Here is a 17,229-nt window from a genome sequence, read left to right as displayed (position 1 = left end):
CCGCGTGTTATCCTACAGCGAACACGAGATGCGCCGGGGTCCGGCGAGAGTGGTGAGGGACGTGGCGACGTTCGGCGAGAAGATCCGGGAGCTGCGCAAGAAGGCCGGCCTGACGCTCGACCAGCTCGCCGAGCGGACCGGGTCGAGCAAGTCGTACGTGTGGGAGCTTGAGAACAAAAACCCGCCGCGGCCTTCCGCTGAGAAGATCGACCGGATCGCCAAGGCCCTCGGGGTGACGGCCGATTACCTCATGGACAGCGAGGCCGATCTCGCCACCGCCGAGGACGAAGCCTTCTTCCGCAAGTACAAGGGGCTCGACCCGTCCGTGAAGGAGCAGATCCGGCGCATCACGGAGACCTTCAAGCGCTGACCAGCGGCCCCGGGTCGCGACGTTTCCGAACCTGGACCGCGTTGTGGAGGCGGCGGCTTCCTGCGAGTTTGGGTCGGGACCGATTCGAGGTTGCGGGCATGGCTTCTTCCGCGGGTTTGACGCCTACGCGGTGGGCCAACGACCTGACGCAGCTGCTGGACATGGCGAAGGCGGAGGACCGGTATCCGGTCGACGTCGAGCAGCTGATCCTTGAGATCTCGCGCGCGCGGTGGCCGGACGACCCGGTGCTCGGCGTCGAGACCCAGCCCCTGAAGGGCTTCGAGGGTGCGCTCGTTCCGTTGCGCGGTAATCCCCGGGGCTGGCTGGTGATCTGCAACGCCTTAGCGAACGAGGGACGCCGCCGGTTCACGGTGGCGCACGAGGTTGGTCACTACCTCATGCATCGCCACCTGCTGCCGGCCGACGGCATCTACTGTAAGGTGGGGGACCTCCTCCAGCGAGACATCAGGGTGATCGAGAAGGAGGCCGATACCTTTGCGGCCTCGCTCCTGATGCCGTTGCACGACATGCGGCGGCAGCTGGATCCGAAGTCGAAGCCCACGCTGGAGGATCTCGGCACGCTGGCCGGCCGGTACGGGGTCTCGTTGACGGCGCTCGTGTTGCGCTGGCTCGAATACACGGAGCGTCGCGCCGTCATCGTCGTCTCGACCGATGGCTATGTCCTCTGGTCGTGGTCGAGCGCGGCGGCGCATAGGACCGGCTGCTTCTTCAGGACATCGGGTCCGCCTCAGCCGATCCACGAGGTCTCCGGCGCCGCGCAGCCCGCGCTCGCCGACCGATGCAGGGCCGGCATCGTCCATCCGCCCGGCGTCTGGTTCGACGAGGAGGTCGAGGAGTACACGGTGCACGCTACGGCGCACGAAAGGGTGATCACCATCCTGCAGATGGGCGACGCGGCCCCGAGGTGGCGCCCGCGCGAGGAAACCGAGCCCGACGTCGTGGACCGTTTCGAGGCCCTCGACCGGCGTCGATAGCCGAACACCTCCGCGGCTCCCACGCTTCGATCGCCGGGGAGAAAGCCGTCTGCCTACGGTCCCATTCGGTTCGGGGGCGAGGGGTTAGCAGGGCGTTTGACGGGCCGTCACCACGCGATTGGCGACGAAGCCGGAGGCCTCGTCGGCACGCCTGCGCGAACAGGGCATGATAGAGCGGGTCGAAGGTCTCAAGGGCAACACTGCCGTTCTGGCCTCAGGCGCCGATCCGATTGATGTCGGCCGATTCCAAGATGAACCTGTCGGCCCGCCCCTGGACGATGCGCAGCATGGCGCGGCCGAGCCTCCACGAGGAGGTGACCAGGGATGGCAACAACGGCTCGACGAACGGGAAGATGGGTCGCATGGCGACGAGCCCGGCCCGGTAGGCCCGAACGCGGCTGGTGATGCCGGATCCCGGCCGAATCAGGGCGGGCCGCACCGCGCCGGCGTGACGGAACGGCATCGCCCTCAGCGCACCTTCAACCCGCCGCAGCACCCGCGCCCACATCCCGCGGCCCCGGCAGCCGAGCAGTAGCAGATTGAGAAGCCCGGATTGAGGCGCAGTAGCGTGCGGGCCCAGAGGAGCGTCAGCTCCTCGGTGATGGGACCGGCACCACCAAATTCACCCTGGAGCCGCCGCAGCGGCTCGCGACGAAGTCGCGGGATTCGACCGGCGGGCGGCGTTGGGTCGGGCTCTATCCGGCCGGCGGGCAGGACCCGTCGGGAGGCCTAGCCGTCGAGCCGGGCGTGCGCCTGGCGGCCGTCTCCGCGATGGACGAGGTCCTCGGCCTCGCCCCCGGCGCGGAGATCGAAACGATGGACGGGACGACTTTCAGGGTCGAGGCCGTGACGGCTTGGGCCCCGAGCTGGGCGCGCTTGACGCTGAACCGGACCGCGTGAGCTGCTTCCGGGCGGCGCGGATCTGGCGGACGGCCTCGGCGTCTCGGACTTGGACCAGCGCTGGGTGCGACAGGCCCTGCCAGACCACGACGACCGTCGAGCCGGCCGGGACCCGGATCGAGCCGGAGCTGCCCTTGACCGGGAACGCGTGCGACCAGGCGGCCTGCCGCTTCGTGGCCGGCACCGACACCCGCACGGTGTCGATCGTCGCGTAGCTCTCCGGCTTCGTTTGCGGACCGCCGACGTGCTTGAGGATCGAGGCCCCGCCTCCGAGCTCGCGGCCGCGGACGGTCTTAGCGGGGGCGTAGGGCACCTGGGCGGTGCCGTTCCAGAGGGTGATGTCGAGCTTCATCCGGCCCCCATACAGCACCGCCGCGGCGTGACCTAGATCGGGACACGCCCCGCCCGGCAGCCTCCTCGCGTAAAGGAAGGGCTCCACGTGGACGCGCAATCCCAGCTGTAGGACGAGACCATCCGGGTCCTCACGAACAAGCGTCGTGGGAACTCATGACCCCAAGCAGAACTTCAGGCCCGCTGAACCAGAGGTCCGCTTGATAGGAGGAAGCGGACCTGTAGGCGGTGGCCACGACGTCATTAGGTTCGCGCGCATGAGCAATCGAAGCCTGAGACCCACGGAGAGGTACCCCGGCGTCGATTGGGCCGCGCGAACCGAAGCAGGACCGCCTTCACCACCGGGGACTATGGTCGGCAAATGGGAGCCGTCACCGCCCAGAACCCGCGACCGGCGCAAGTGAGGCCGGAGGTGCAGATACCGCCGGAGGGATGCCGATCAGGAACATTCGTCCGGTGACGAAGGCGACCGCGTTCACGATCCCCATGGTCGCAAACCCGGCCGAGAGCGCGATGAACATTCCGGAGACGCCGAGCCCGAGCACCGACGCGATCCAGGCGCCACCGAGAGCCACTGCCATACGGAGCAAGCTCGCGACGAGGGGCCAGCCGACGCGGCCCGCGCCTTGCGCGGCAAAGTACAGAGCGAGCCCGAAGCCGAAGAATCCATAGAACGGACCGACGAGGCGCAGATAGGACGAGCCCGTGGCCAGCATCGCCGGATCGCCCCCGAACAGCGCAAGCCACCCGGTGGGATACAGGGCGGCCGCGAGCCCGATGGCCTCGGTCAGGACGCCGGCCGTGACGGCGCCGGTCAGGGCGGCCTGACGAGCCCGGGCATGGTTGCCGGCTCCCAACGCCGTGCCGACGATGGCGGCGATTGGTGAGCCGAGACCGAACACGAGCGGGACGAGCAGGTATTCCAGCCGCGCACCGGTGCCATACCCGGCCACAGCCGCCGGCCCCGCCGTGCCGACGAACCCGGTTGCGGCAATGACCGTGACATTCGAGGTCATGCTGGCGATGCCCGAGAGCAATCCGATGCGGAGGATCTCTCGGGACGGTCCCCAGGTCAGCCTGGGTGGCCTCCGGCTCGGGCGCAGGACGCCGCGGCCGGACCAGAGATAGGCGGCGAAGACCGCGGAGCCGGCGGCGTAGTAGGCGGCGAACGCGACGCCGCCGCCCACGACGCCGAGCGCGGGGAACGGCCCCCAGCCGAAGATCAGCGCGGGCGAGAGCGGGATCAGCACGACGGCGCCGATGCAGGTGACGATGGCGGGGAGCGCCATGTTGCCGGTGCCGCGGATCACCGCCGACAGGGCGTTGAACAGCCAGATCAGGACGGCCGCGCCGAAGACGACGGTCGCATAGGCAGTCGCGGCCTGGAGCGAGCCGCCGGTCCCGCCCATCAGCGCGTAGAGCGCCGGTCCGAGCGGCAGCGCGACGAAGCTGGTGAGGATCCCGAGCGCCAGGGCGAGCGCCACTGCGTGCCAGGCGAGAAGCCCGGCCTCCGCCTGCCGACCGGCCCCGAGCGTGCGCGAAACCGCCGACTGGATGCCGCCGCCGATCCCGCCGGCGGAGAACATCTGGACGAGCATCACCACCGGGAAGACGAGGGCCATGCCGGCCAGGGCATCGGTGCCGAGGCCCGCAACGAAGTAGGTCTCGATCAGGCCGATGGAGGTCTGGACCACCATGACCACGATGTTCGGCACGGCCATTCGGGCCAGGGTCGGCACCAGAGGCGCTTCGAGCAGGCGGCGCGTTCGCATATCCATGGCGGGATGCCCGATGCCACTATTGGAGTTGGTGGTCACGGTCAGCATGACGACCTCCCGATCCTTTGCCGAAGGCCGACATCGGCGCGCGATCCGGAGGCGTCCACGGCGCCCCGCGAAACGGCCGCCTGATGGATCTCCCTGACCCTCACGACCGGGCCGATCCCGACTTCGTCGGGTGCCGTCCCCATACGTCGCCGAGGCGGAGGCGAAGGTGGAGCTGCGTCGGAAAGCTGCTTTTCGATCATCGTGATGCCTCCTGCTCCGTGGAACGATGGGTTCGAGACGCAGCCCTTAGGCCTAGTGTGTGGCGCCCCAGCAAAGCCGCCTGGAAACTCTGCTGAACTTGTTGGTTCAGCACTGTTCTTCCGCCGACCCAGCGACCGCTTCGGTGGATGGTGCTCAGTCCACGCCGACGGATCGCAGGTGAAAGCTCGGGGTCTCGCGACCACCCTTCGCGACCTCGGAGAGCAGCCCCAGCTGACCTTCGGCGACCCAGATCCTGTTGCCGGCTACAGTCATCCCTGTGGGGCCTGCGAACTGGCCAATGGGTTCGAGCCCCACCCGGTCGCCCGAGACCGTGACGCGGCTCAAGGCGCCGCTGCCTTCGACCATCAGGAAGCCGTCCTTGTACGGGCGCAGCCCGTCCGGAAACTTCAGGGACCGGCTCGTCGCGAGCTGCGTGACCTTGCCGGCGGTCCCGTCCGCGATATCGACGCGGAACAGCTCGCCGCCCATGAACGTATTCACGTAGAGGTTGCCGTCGGTTCCGAACGCGATGCCGTCGAGCCCCTTCCGAAGGGCCTCGTTCTCGACGAAGACGTCGAACGCCTCGGCACCGGGCTTCAATCGCAGGATCTGCGGCGCGACCGTGTTGGTGACGTAGAGCGCCCCTTGCTTGTCGAGAGCGAAGTCGTTCGCCAGGGCCTTGCCCGGAAGTTGCACGCTCCGCTTGAGTGCGCCCGTCGCGAGATCGAGGGCCATGACCCAAGCTCCCTCGACCAGAGCCCCTTGCGTGCCTGTCGGTCCCTTGACCCCGAGCATCGTGGCGTCGTTCGAGGCGACCCACAATGTCCCGCGCTCCTCGTCGGCGAGCAGGCCGAAGGTGGAGCGAGTCCCGTGCTCGCCAGGCTTCAGGAATGGGGTTGTGACCGCACCCTGTCCGGTGATCCTGATCACGCCTCCGTCGGCGATGCTGCTCACGAAGAGCGTTCCATCCGAGATCGACGTCACGCTCTCCGGGAATCGGCTTGTGTCCGGCAATTGGATCGCACCCGGACCGTCAGCCGCTGCAGCCGGGAGGCTCAGCCAAGCAAGGGCGATTGACAGTACCGGCAGCGCGGCCACGCGCCGTACCCCATCCGCTTCCTCCGAACGAGATCGGCGAGACGCCGGCACTCGTATGGTGGCAGGGCGAGCGCCGAGATCGAGGCGGTCCTGACCGCGCTCGTGGTCTTGAGTGAGCCTTTTCATCGACGTCAACCTCCCCTGATGGCCCTTCCGGTGCCAAGTCGAAATCCCGTCGTTGGACCATATTTTATATTATGTATGACATTTATTTAAGTCCAGCAACGGCGTCAAGCGGCCTTTCTCCCGGCGTCGGCGCTACACCCCCGAGCGGTGGAGCCGCAATCGTTGTCCGCCGGCTCCCGCCTGAGGACCATCTGGCGTTGTCCGATCAGACCAGAGGCCGCTCGTCCGGGGCATGCGCCCCGCAGGCGCAGCGGGAAACAGGCCGACCGTAGTTCCTCCCGGCCGCTGCCCCGGTATCATCGAGGAAAGCTGCGGGGGCGTTGCGCTCTCCGGCGTCGCCCATCCTGACCATCGTGGCAGGGGCGCTCACGTCGTCGGCGGACCCTGTCCCGCGACAGAGACGCGCGCCGCCTCGATCAAGTCGTTGGCGAGCGCCTCGTCGTCGACCGCCCGCGCGAGAACGACCGCTCCGACGAGGGTCGAGAGGTGAGCCAGGGACTGCTGCTGACGGCGCTTCCTCGACATCTTGGGGATCAGGTCGGCGAGAAGCCCGGCGAGGTGCCGCACGCCGTAAGTGAAGCGTGAGCGGACGGCGCTGCCCGCTGGCTCCCGCGCAACGTCGTTGGCGAGTGCCGCGAGGGGGCAGCCCTTACCGGGCGTCCGGACGTGGTCGACGGACAGGTAGTTCGTGATCAGGACGTCGAGCGCCCCGCGATACTCCTCGGCGAGCGCCGCGTCGAACGCCTCGACCGCGAGGGCGTCCTTGCTGTCGAACTGCCCGTAGAACCCGCCATGGGTGAGACCGGCGGCGCCCATGATGTCGGCGACGCCGACGCCGTGGAGGCCCCGCTCGCGGAACAGGGCCGAGGCGACCTCCACCACCCGCTGACGATTGAGCTTGGCCTGTTCCTGCGAAACTCGGGGCATCCTCGTATCCTTCGACGCAACTGGTCGCGGTATATATGCTGAGCGTCAGTCATTGAGAACGCCCGCGAAGGGGGGTGTCTCTGATCGACGCGCCGGGACGGCGGAGCTGACGGCGCAGCCTCGAACCTCGCTCACGTCCTCTCGCTCACCGCCTCAGGGACAGGGCCTGCGGTCACGCCCTCGCCACCGTCCGCCCAGAGCGCGAGGAAGCCGGTGAGTTCGAGGATCCTCCGGCGCACCAGCTGGTCGGCCTGTTGCCTGTCCGTCACGGCCGGATCGACCTGCACGTGACCGGAAACCGTCGCGTCCTCGGTCATGATAGTGAAGCGGTAGCGACCCCGGTGCCCGCGCTTGAGGACGACGTGATGGGTCGCATCCCGCTTCTCGGTTGTCTGGTCGGGATGTCCCATTCCGCGCGATCCTGCAGGGCATGTCGTGGAAGGCGGCGACCTGGGCCGCGCGACGATGGAATTCCCGGCGGACCCGTGAGGGAGCGGGATCGGGCCCGCCGGGATACCGCACGCAACCTTCAGGGTGGCGGGCGATCTGCTGTCACGTCGTCTCTCATGACGAAGCCGGCGCTCCGGTCTGCGCATCGGCCAGGCCGTGATGCGTCCGCGCGGCGCCTGCGTCTGGTTGGCGAACCCGGAACCACACCTCGCCGAGCTGATCCCGGTGGAATTCGCCAACAAGTTTCGCCACCAAGTCCGGCGCCCTCGCGACGCAACGAACTGGGGGTACTGCGCCGCGTCGAGGGTTCATGCCCCGGCCTGTTGCTCACCCGCCCCGCAGGGGGTAGAACTGGAACAGACCCAACCTTGTTCGTGGAGGGACAGCAGGGAACAAGTCAACCTCGCCCTCAGGCACCAGCACTCTGTCCCTGCGCGCATCGTATTATAGACTTAACGATCCACAATGCACAACGTCTATCAGATGAAATATAAACAGTAATTTGGCGACCCAATTTATCGAATGCATTATGGGCTAATGACCTTCTTCATTGTGGCGCGCTGCATCGAACGTGGCGTTAGACGGTTCGAGAAAGCCACCACGTTGTTTTTGAATCCGGGGATCGCGGATGCCTTCCTTTGCGATAGAGCATGGAGGCCGCTCTCAGCGACAGGGCGAGGCTTCATCGTCAGGAGGCGCAGCATGGGCGACACGGGAGCGCCAGCCGCAGCATCGAACCCGGTTTCCGTATGTCCCGGACAGAGCGTGGTGACGACCACGCCATGCGGACGTAGCTCGTCGTGCAGTGCCTCTCCCAAGGCCAGAACGTAGGACTTGGTCGCCGCGTAAGCCGCGTAGGTCGGGACGGGCTGCAGTGCCAGCAAACTCGCTACGAGGAGAATTTCCCCGGAACCTCGAGCCGCCATGTCCTTCCCGAAGATATAGCTCAACTCGGTCAATGCCGTGACGTTAAGCTGTATCATGTCGACCGTGCGATCAAGCTGGGTATCGAGAAAGTTGCCATGCAAGCCATACCCCGCGTTGTTCACCAAGATGTCGATCCGCAGCGACCTGTCATCCAGTCGGCTTTTCAATTGGGCTGCCGCTCCCGGGGCCGCCAAGTCCGTCGGCTCGATCAGGACCTCAATGCCATGCTTGCGCCGGAGATCGCTCGCGAGCCTCTCCATCGGCTCCAGCCGTCGCGCAGCGAGAACGAGATTGACCTTCTGACTGGCCAGGATGTCCGAAAATTCGAGGCCGAGCCCGCTCGAAGCTCCAGTCACCAAAGCCCATTTTTGTGCCGAGCCGCTTGCCGCATCAGAGATTGGTGACATCTTTGCTTTCTCCAAGTCGATGCGTTGAGAGTTATTCGTCAGTCTGGACGCTGATACATTTTTTTAAGTGCTGATGTCCGCCGCGTTGCCTTTGACTGAGTTTGTGTAGGCCAGGAATCGAAACCATCGACACATGCCGCCCGGCGGGTTTGTGCTTGGCCGAGCGAAACAATTTTATATTATTAACATAATCTATTGTCGCGCGCAAGCGAAATCCCTCACAACGGGCGCCAATTCCGGAGCGGTCAACCAACCGCTGTCACATTGGAGCTCTCGCTCGTGGGCATCCGTTTGAGCACGATGCTGGCGTTGACCCCGCCGAAGCCGAAGCCGTTAGAGAGTGCCTACTCTACGGAAGTACGTTGAGACGTCGGACCGATGAGGTTCAAGTCAGCCGCAGCCTCGTCAGGATCGGTGAGGTTCAGGGTCGGGGGTAGGATGCCATCTCGAAGGGCCATCACGGTGATGATCGCCTCCAAGGCTCCGGCGGCTCCGAGGAGGTGTCCGGTCGCGGATTTTGTCGACGAGATCGCTGGGCCGGCCTTGCCGAAGACCGCCCTCAGGGCCGCCAGTTCGCCCACGTCCCCGACGGGGGTCGCAGTCGCGTGCGCGTTCACGTACCCGATGGCGGCTGGGTCGAGTTCCGCCATGGCGAGTGCGGCGGTGACGGCTCGACGAGCGCCGCTACCATCCGGGGGGCCAGCGGTCAGGTGGTAGGCATCGGCGCTGGTGCCGTAGCCCACGAGCTCGGCCAACGGAATGGCGCCGCGGGCGTCTGCATGGGCAAGCGTCTCCAGCACGAGAATGCCCGCCCCCTCGCCCATGACGAAGCCATCGCGGCTTCGGTCGAATGGGCGTGAGGCAGCCGCGGGCGTGTCGTTGAAGCGGGTCGAGAGGCTTCGCGCCGCTGCAAAGCCTCCGAGCGCGACGCGGGTGACGCAGGCCTCGGCGCCGCCGCAGACGACGACGTCGGCCTCGCCGCTGCGGATGAGGCGCATGGCATCACCGATGGCCTGGACGCTCGCCGCGCAGGCGGTAACAGGCGCGCCGAGCGGTCCCTTGAAGCCATAGCGGATCGAAACGTGCCCGGCGGCGAGGTTGACCAGAAAGGCCGGCACGGTGAACGGGGAGAGCCGGTGCGCGCCACGGGTTCCCACGGTCTCCACAGCCTCGGTGATGCTCTGGAAACCGCCGATGCCGGAAGCGACGACGGTCGCTGTCCGAACCCGCTCCGCCTCGTCGGAAGGCTTCCAGCCCGACTGGCGCAGAGCTTGATCGGCGGCGACCAGGGCGAACTCGATGAAGCGATCCATCTTCCGGCGGTCCTTGGCCGAAATGAGCGCACCTGGATCAAACCCCTCCGCGTCCTCGCCCCTCGAAGGGACGATACCTGCCACCTTGGCTTCGATGTCCGGGACGATGTCGTCAGGAAGCCGCCTCAGGCCCGACTCCCCGGCGATCAGACGCTTCCACATGCCTTCGACGCTGCAGCCAAGGGGGGAGGCGACGCCCATTCCGGTGACAACAATGGGTTCGCGCATCGGAATGATCCTGTGCAAGAGGATGCGGAAAGACGGCCTGACGACATTGCCCCTGGTGGTCAGGACGTAATCAGGGCCTGCGCCGAACGAACCAGATCCTTTGCCAGCGACTCGTCGTCGACGGCACGGGCAAGGACAACGGCCCCGACGAGCGTCGACACGACCGCCAGGGAACGGTCCCGGCGTCGCTCCTCCGATGCTTCAGGCGTCGGGTCGGCGACGATGGATGCGAGGTGCTCCACGCCGGTCGTGAACCTTTCCCGGACCAGGCTGCCCGAGACTTCCCGCGAGACGTCGTTGGCAAGGGCGGCGAGAGGGCATCCCTTGCCAGCCTCCTGAACATGGTCGAGCGAGAGGTAGTTCGCGACCACGGTGTCGGTGGTTCCCCGGTATTCCTCCGCCAGCGCCGCATCGAACGCTTCGGCGGCCAGAGCATCCTTGTTGGCAAACTGGCCGTAGAAGCCGCCGTGTGTGAGGCCGGCCGCGGCCATGATGTCGGCGACGCCGATACCGCGCAGGCCGCGCTCCCGGAACAAGGTCGATGCGACTTCGACCACGCGCTGTCGGTTGGCTTTGGCCTGTTCCCGCGAAACTTTCGGCATCGCCTGGTCCTTCGGTGTCCGAGTGAAGTGCCGCTCTGTCAGTCTCTGGAGCGGAAACATTCCGCGAGGACAAACGACCGGCCTGCGCGAGGGGGGCGGAAGCACAGACCGGTCGCTGCACCGCTCGCCCTCGGCTGGGCGTGCGATCTCGTCGACCCGGGTATCCGGGAGGGGCCGCTTGCGCGGCCCGACCTCAGGGCTGAGCCGCGTGGGCCGCTGGGACGGCGCCGGATCCGACAGTCGCCTTCTTCGGCTCACGACCGACCCGGAACCACAGGGCGTAGAGGGCGGGCAGGAACAGCAGAGTCAGCAGGGTGCCGACGCCGACGCCGCCGATGAGCACGTAGGCCAGCGCTCCCCAGAACACCGAGTGGGTCAGCGGGATGAAGGCGAGCATCGCCGCCGCCGCCGTCAGGATCACCGGACGCGCCCGACGCACCGTCGATTCGACGATGGCGTCGTAATCCTTCAGGCCCGCCGCTTGGTCGTGGTGGATCTCATCCACCAGGATCAGCGTGTTGCGCATCAGGATGCCCGACAGGGCGATCAGGCCGAGGATCGCGTTGAAGCCGAACGGCTGGTGGAAGATCAGCAGCGTCGGTGCGGCGCCGACGAGCCCCAGCGGCGCGGTGGCGAACACCATGAACATGGTCGAGAACGAGCGCACCTGCAGCATGATGACGGTCAGCGTCACGATCAGCATGATCGGGAACACCTTGACGAGGGCCGTCATCGCCTTGGCGCTCTCCTCGACCGAACCGGCCGTGTCGATGCGATAGCCCGGCGGCAGCTTGGCCTTGATCGGCTCCAGCAGAGGGAAGACCTGGGCGTGGATGTCCGGCGGCTGGAGGCCGTCGAGCACGTCGCCCTGCACGCGGATATAGGTCTCGCGGTTGTAGCGCTTGAGCACCGCGTCCTCGGTCCGGCTCTCCAGCCGCGCGACCTGGGATACCGGCACCTGGCGCCCGTCCTTCGTGGTGAGCGTCAGGTCGCCGATGTCGCCCAGCGACCGGCGCTCCGGGCCGGGACTGCGCAGGACGACGTCGACCGCGCGCAGGTTCTCACGCACCTGGGTGGCGGGCGTGCCGGTCAGGTAGCTCTGCAACTGCTGGCCGGCCTCCTTCGGGGTCAGGCCGATCAGGCGCAGGCGCTCCTGGTCGAAGGCCAGGCGCAGGGTCGGAGTCCTGTTGCCCCAGTCGAGGTGGACCATCCGCATGTTGGGGTTGGTCATCATGGCGTCGCGCACCTCGGCGGCGATGCCGCGGATGACGTCGAGGTCGGGCCCGACCACCCGGAAGGCGACAGGGAAACGCACCGGCGGCCCGAACACGATCTGCAGTACCCGCACCCGCGCCTCGGGGAAGCGCCCCTCGTCGACGAGCTGGCGGACCTTGATCCGGAGGGCGTCGCGGGCATGCGCGTCGGCGGTCTGCACGACGATCTGCGCGAAGGCGGGATCGGGCAGCTCGGGATCGAACGAGAGCACGAAGCGCGGCATGCCCTGGCCGATATAGCTCGTGATCTCACGCGCCTCCGGCAGCGTGCGGACGGCCGCCTCGACCCGCTTCACCGTCGCCTCGGTGGTGGCGAAGGCCGAGCCCGTCGGCAACGTCACCTCGACGATGAGCTCGGGCCGCTCGGAATTGGGGAAGAACTGCTTCTCCACCTTGCCCATGCCGACCACAGCCAGCGCGAACAGACCCACGGTGATGCCAGCGGCCATCCACTTGTGGTCCACCGACATGCGCACGACCCGGCGCAGACGCTCGTAGTTCTTCGTGGCGTAGATCGCCCCGTGGCCGCCCTCCACCTTCTTGATGTTCGGCAGGAGCTTGACGCCGAGATAGGGCGTGAAGGTCACGGCCACTACCCACGAGATGATCAGCGAGAAGGCTACCACCCAGAAGATGTTGCCGGCATACTCGCCCGCCGTCGAGGCGGCGAAACCGACAGGCAGGAAGCCCGCGATGGTGACGATGGTGCCCGTCAGCATCGGGGCGGCGGTGGAGCTCCAGGCATAGGTCGCCGCCTCGATCCGGTCGTAGCCCTCCTCCATGCGCACCACCATCATCTCGATGGCGATGATCGCGTCGTCGACGAGCAGCCCGAGCGAGATGATGAGCGCGCCCAGCGTGATCCGGTCGAAGTCGCGGCCCGTCACCATCATCACGACGAACACCGCCGAGAGGGTGAGCGGCACCGCGAGCGCCACCACGATGCCGACCCGGAAGCCCAGCGCGACGAGGCTGACCACGATCACCACCCCGAGCGCGGTGAAGAACTTCACCATGAACTCGTGGATGGCGTCGTCGATGACCTTCGCCTGGTCGGTGATCTTGGCAAACGTGATGCCGACCGGCGTCTCGTGGTGGATCGCCGCCTCCTCGGCGTCCAGCGCCGCGCCGAGGGTGAGGCCGTTGTAGCCCGGCTTCATCACGAGGCCGAGCATCAGCGCCGGCTCGCCGTCGTTGCGGATCTCGAAGGTCCGGGGGTCCTCGTAGCCGCGTCTCACCTCGGCGATGTCGCCGAGCTTGAGGCTGCGGTCGCCAGCCGCCACCGGCAGCTCGCGGATCGCGTCGAGGCCGTCGATGGCGCCGTCGAGCCGCAGATACACCCGCGGGCCGGTGGTCTCGACGAAGCCCGCCGGCGTGACGTCGTTCTGGTTGGCGAGCGAGGCCAGGAGCTGCTGGCCGGTGATGCCGAGCGTCGCGAGGCGCTGGTAGGAGATCTCGACGAAGATCTTCTGCGCCTGCTCGCCCAGGATGCTGATCTTCTCGACGCCCGGCACGCGCAGCAGGCGCTGGCGCAGGTCCTCGGCGCGCAGCACCAGCTCGCGGTGCGGCATCCCCCTGGCCTGGAGCGCGTAGAGGGAGAAGTAGACGTCCGAGAACTCGTCGTTGAACAACGGGCCCAGCACCCCGCGCGGCAGGCTGGAGGCCTGATCGGAGAGCTTCTTGCGCGTCTGGTAGAACTCCGACGGCAGCTTGGCCGGCGGCATGCTGTCCTTGTAGAACACCTTCATCAGCAACAGGCCAGGCCGGACCGTGGTCTCGACGCGGTCGTAGTAGACGAGCTCCTGCAGGCGCTTCTCGAGCGGGTCGGCGACCTGGCGCTGGATCTCGTCCGTCGTCGCGCCCGGCCAGGCGGCCGAGACGACCATGGTCTTGACCGCGAAGCTCGGGTCCTCGCCGCGGCCGAGCTTCTCGAAGGCGAAGACGCCCGCGCCGATGAGGGCGATGAGCAGGAACAGCGTGACGGCCCGCTCGCGGACCGCCAGGGCGGAGAGGTTGAAGCCGCTCATCGCGCCGCCACTCCCGTCATGCTGGGGGGCGCCTGACGCACCGCCTGGCCTGGGTTCAGGAGGTGGGCGCCCAGCGCCACGATGCGGTCGCCCGGCCTCAAGCCCGAGGCGACCTCGGCCCTCTCCTCGGACAGGCGGGCGACGGCGACCGCCTGGGCGACGACCGTCCCGGTGGCGGCGTCGAGCTTCCAGACCGCCGAGCCGTGCCCGTTGTCGAACAGGGCGCCGAGCGGCACGTCGACCGAGCCCGAGCGCCCCGTGTCCAACGGCTTGAGCCGCAGCGTCACGGTCGCCCCGAGCGGCGCGGCCTCGCCGCCGCCGGACAGGATGTAGCGGGCGCGATAGGTGCGCGTCGCCGGGTCGGCCGTAGCGGAGAGCTCCCTGAGCCTGGCCGGGTAGGTCGCCTCGCCTTCGGCATAGAGGGTCGCCGACGCGGCCCCCTTCGCGAGTTGCCTGCTGCCCTCCGGCAGGAAGACCTCCGCCTCGCGGGCGCCGTCCCGAGCGAGCTTCACCACCGTCTGGCCGGCGGCGACCACCTGCCCCGGCTCGGTCGGCACCTCCATCACGACGCCATCGGCATCGGCCTGGAGCTCGGAATAGCCGGCCTGGTTCTCGATCTGGCTCGCCTGCGCTTCGGCGGCAGCGAACTGGGCGGCGGCCGCGTCGGCCGCGGCCTTGTTCTGGTCGTAGGTCTGGCGGGAGGTCCAGCCCTCGCCAACGAGCTTGCGGCTGCGCTCCTCGTCGGCCTTGGCCTTGATCATCTGCGCCCGGGCGGCCTCGACCGAGGAGCGGGCCGCGTTGAGCGCGAGGGTGAAGTCGGTGCGGTCGAGACGCATCAGCGCCTGCCCGCGCTCGACGTGCTGGCCCGGGTCGACGAGGCGCTCGAAGATCTTGCCGCCGACGCGAAAGCCCAGGTTGCTCTCAGTGCGGGCCCGGATGACGCCGGTATAGCGGGCAATGGCCCCCGTGGCGGGCGCGACCTCGGCGACCTGTACCAGGGGCGGCTCCGGCGTCACGGCCGTCTGGGCCTGCGAGCACGCCGCGAGGGCCGAGAGGGCCAATCCGCTCGTCAACCTCGCCATCAATCTCTCACTCATAGCCCGCTCCCCCAAGGCCTCTCGTCGGCTTGAATTACGTTCATCATCTATTGTGGTCGTCATCTATCGTCAATGGCCTTCGTGACCGCCGGTCGGAGATCCCGCGAAATGCGAGGTCCGGACCTCATGCGGGGGAGCCAGCACGGGCCTTCGGCGATGAGCCGTTCACGAAGCGCAGGGTGTTGCCGATGTCAGTGCCGATATCCCGACCGTCGCGACGCGCGATTGTCATGTCTTCCCTGGTCGGGGGGGCGTCGGGCCTGCTCGCCCAGGCCGGAACCGTTGAGGGCTCACAAAGGTCGGAACGGAGGTTCGACGGTCCGAGCCCGCCGCCCGCGGACCGCAAGGTCACCGTCGAACGGCGCGGAGAGGTCTGCCTGATCGGTCTCAACAGGCCCCAGGTTCACAACCGTGTCGATCCCGAAGCGTTCGGCGCCCTGGCGCGAGCCTATGCCGACTACGATGCTGACGACGGACTTCGTGCGGCGGTGCTGTTCGGCCACGGCGAGTCCTTCTCTCGCGGGATCGACGTCGATGCCTTCGCCGAGGCCCTCCGGACGGGAAAGGCGCGCGCGCCCGACGCCGATGGGATCGATCCGCTGGGTCGGAGCCGCCTCCTCGGCAAGCCGCTCGTCGCGGTCGTGCACGGCGACACCTGGAACATGGGCCATGAACTTTTCCTGGTCGCCGACATCCGAATCGCATCGGCCGACACGCGCTTTGCCCAGGACGAGAACACGCACGGGCGCTTTCCGGGAGGCGGCTCCACCATACGTTTTCCGCGCGAGGCTGGGTGGGGCAACGCGATGCGCTACATGCTGACCGGCGACCATTGGGGAGCCGAGGAGGCGCGGCGCATGTGGCTGGTGCAGGAGATCGCCCCGGACCCGCGCGCCGCCCTGGACCTCGGGCTGGACATGGCGGCCAGGATCGCCCGCTGCGGTCCGGGGATCAAGACCACCCTGGCCTCGGCTCGCAAAGAGGTCGACCAGGGGGAAGGAAGGGCGTTCTCCGACCTCGGGGAGCAGTACCGCGCCCTCTATGGCACGGAAGACTTCCTTGAAGGCCGGAAGGCGGAGGCCGAGGGACGAGAGCCGGTCTATCGCGGCCGTTGAGCGCGGCTCCACGGCACGGCGCCCTGCCTTTCGGCGGGCGCCAGCGCATAGGGGAACCCACCCCCGTTGCGCATCGAGCGCATCTAATTATAGATTATATTTAAAATATATTTATGCGGCTCGGATGCGCCGCGACGCCTGTTTTGCGCCGTTCGACAGACCATAGCCTTTGACGCCCTTCCACTCGAGGCTCCAACCTTCATGAAGCTCGAAGATCACCCATATCTTCAAGGACGAGATCGAGACGCTGGGAAAGCAAAACCCCCAGGCTTCGCGTCTCGGTCGCGATGTCCTCACCGGGAGAGGAGACCTGGAACGGTCATACCGGCCGCATCGACGCGCGCTTCGTCAGGGCCGCCCTACCGGACATCGCGCTCCACCGCGCCCATATCTGCGAGCCGACACCGATAATGGACGCGGTCAAGACGGTCCTGGTCGACCTGGGCGTGCCGATCGATCAGATACGGACCGAGGCCTTCGGGACGGACCGGCGCGATCCGACCAGGAAGGTCGGGAAGTCCGGCAAGGTGAGGTTCCTCGATTCCGGCAAGTCGGCCTCGGCCCGGGAAGGCGAGACGCTGCTCGACGTGGCCGGCGGGGCGAAGGTCCGCATCGACAGCGCTTGTCGCTCCGGGACGTGCGGAACCTGCATGGTGAAGCTGAGGGCCGGGAACGTTCGCATGTCGGTGCAGGACGCGCTCAGCGACGGTGACCGCGAGGACGGCTACATCCTCGCTCGCTAAGCCGAACCCGAAGGCGACGTGGAACTGGAAGTCTAGCCTGTCCCGAACTCGAGGCGACCGGGGATACCCCCTCACTACTCGGTCGCAAGCTCTGGTACGAGGCGCTTCACCACGCTGCAGTTGACAGCCGTTCAGAGCTCGAATGCCTCCAAGTCGACGAACTCAGACTCGGTCGCCTTGATGGCCGTGTAGCCGGCGATGACGAGGTAGCCCTCGGCGTCGTTGAGGCAGGTGGAGGGCCCTGTCCGGCGG

At 67.4% G+C, this 17,229-nt stretch carries 14 protein-coding genes and 1 pseudogene; 4 read left to right on the top strand and 11 right to left on the bottom strand.

Annotation, left to right across the window (positions count from 1 at the left end; genetic code table 11):
* The first annotated feature begins 28 nt into the window (after positions 1–28).
* On the top strand, positions 29–370 hold the full coding sequence (locus BM430_RS15995) for a helix-turn-helix domain-containing protein (RefSeq protein WP_093568242.1): 342 nt from the start codon (positions 29–31) through the stop codon (positions 368–370).
* A 98-nt stretch (positions 371–468) separates the two neighbouring features.
* Positions 469–1,365, top strand: a complete 897-nt coding sequence (locus BM430_RS15990) for an ImmA/IrrE family metallo-endopeptidase (protein WP_093568241.1) — start codon at positions 469–471, stop codon at positions 1,363–1,365.
* Positions 1,366–1,579: 214 nt separating this feature from the next.
* Here BM430_RS15990 and BM430_RS35055 read toward each other — a convergent pair whose 3' ends face one another.
* From BM430_RS35055 to BM430_RS15935, 11 genes and pseudogenes are all read right to left on the bottom strand, one after another.
* The gene (locus BM430_RS35055) at positions 1,580–1,828 is read right to left on the bottom strand and encodes a hypothetical protein (protein WP_210188441.1); all 249 of its coding nucleotides are present in this window, start codon (positions 1,826–1,828) and stop codon (positions 1,580–1,582) included.
* A gap of 369 nt (positions 1,829–2,197) precedes the next feature.
* Entirely contained in the window at positions 2,198–2,617 is a 420-nt protein-coding gene (locus BM430_RS34055; protein ID WP_143132054.1) for a hypothetical protein, read from the bottom strand.
* Positions 2,618–2,987: 370 nt separating this feature from the next.
* A complete protein-coding gene (locus BM430_RS15975) occupies positions 2,988–4,394 on the bottom strand; it encodes an MATE family efflux transporter (RefSeq protein ID WP_093568322.1) in 1,407 nt (468 codons plus the stop codon).
* Positions 4,395–4,796: 402 nt separating this feature from the next.
* Positions 4,797–5,741, bottom strand: coding sequence for an NHL repeat-containing protein (locus tag BM430_RS35290; RefSeq protein WP_177303068.1), 945 nt, complete (start codon positions 5,739–5,741; stop codon positions 4,797–4,799).
* Positions 5,742–6,233: 492 nt separating this feature from the next.
* The gene (locus tag BM430_RS15965; RefSeq protein ID WP_093568239.1) at positions 6,234–6,794 is read right to left on the bottom strand and encodes a TetR/AcrR family transcriptional regulator; all 561 of its coding nucleotides are present in this window, start codon (positions 6,792–6,794) and stop codon (positions 6,234–6,236) included.
* A gap of 131 nt (positions 6,795–6,925) precedes the next feature.
* Positions 6,926–7,204, bottom strand: coding sequence for a hypothetical protein (locus tag BM430_RS15960; RefSeq protein WP_093568238.1), 279 nt, complete (start codon positions 7,202–7,204; stop codon positions 6,926–6,928).
* A gap of 567 nt (positions 7,205–7,771) precedes the next feature.
* Positions 7,772–8,578: an SDR family NAD(P)-dependent oxidoreductase gene (locus BM430_RS15955; RefSeq protein ID WP_093568237.1), complete on the bottom strand. Its 807-nt coding sequence runs from the start codon at positions 8,576–8,578 to the stop codon at positions 7,772–7,774.
* Between the two features lie 347 nt (positions 8,579–8,925).
* Positions 8,926–10,119: pseudogene (locus BM430_RS15950) on the bottom strand (beta-ketoacyl-ACP synthase); the annotation flags it as partial.
* 59 nt (positions 10,120–10,178) lie between these two features.
* Complete coding sequence (locus tag BM430_RS15945) at positions 10,179–10,721, bottom strand: TetR/AcrR family transcriptional regulator (RefSeq protein WP_093568235.1); 543 nt, start codon at positions 10,719–10,721, stop codon at positions 10,179–10,181.
* Positions 10,722–10,914: 193 nt separating this feature from the next.
* Entirely contained in the window at positions 10,915–14,022 is a 3,108-nt protein-coding gene (locus BM430_RS15940; RefSeq protein ID WP_093568234.1) for an efflux RND transporter permease subunit, read from the bottom strand.
* Positions 14,019–15,104 (bottom strand): efflux RND transporter periplasmic adaptor subunit, encoded by a 1,086-nt coding sequence (locus BM430_RS15935; protein WP_093568233.1) that lies wholly within the window; start codon positions 15,102–15,104, stop codon positions 14,019–14,021. The genes BM430_RS15940 and BM430_RS15935 overlap by 4 nt, the downstream gene beginning before the upstream one ends.
* A gap of 245 nt (positions 15,105–15,349) precedes the next feature.
* Here BM430_RS15935 and BM430_RS15930 point away from each other — a divergent pair, with 245 nt between their 5' ends.
* The gene (locus BM430_RS15930) at positions 15,350–16,234 is read left to right on the top strand and encodes an enoyl-CoA hydratase-related protein (RefSeq protein ID WP_093568232.1); all 885 of its coding nucleotides are present in this window, start codon (positions 15,350–15,352) and stop codon (positions 16,232–16,234) included.
* A 410-nt stretch (positions 16,235–16,644) separates the two neighbouring features.
* Positions 16,645–16,977, top strand: a complete 333-nt coding sequence (locus BM430_RS15925) for a 2Fe-2S iron-sulfur cluster-binding protein (RefSeq protein ID WP_177303066.1) — start codon at positions 16,645–16,647, stop codon at positions 16,975–16,977.
* Positions 16,978–17,229: the final 252 nt, after the last annotated feature.

This window comes from Methylobacterium sp. 174MFSha1.1 (genome assembly GCF_900116815.1).
Classification (GTDB): Bacteria; Pseudomonadota; Alphaproteobacteria; order Rhizobiales; family Beijerinckiaceae; genus Methylobacterium.
This window is presented reverse-complemented; position numbering and strand designations above follow the sequence as displayed.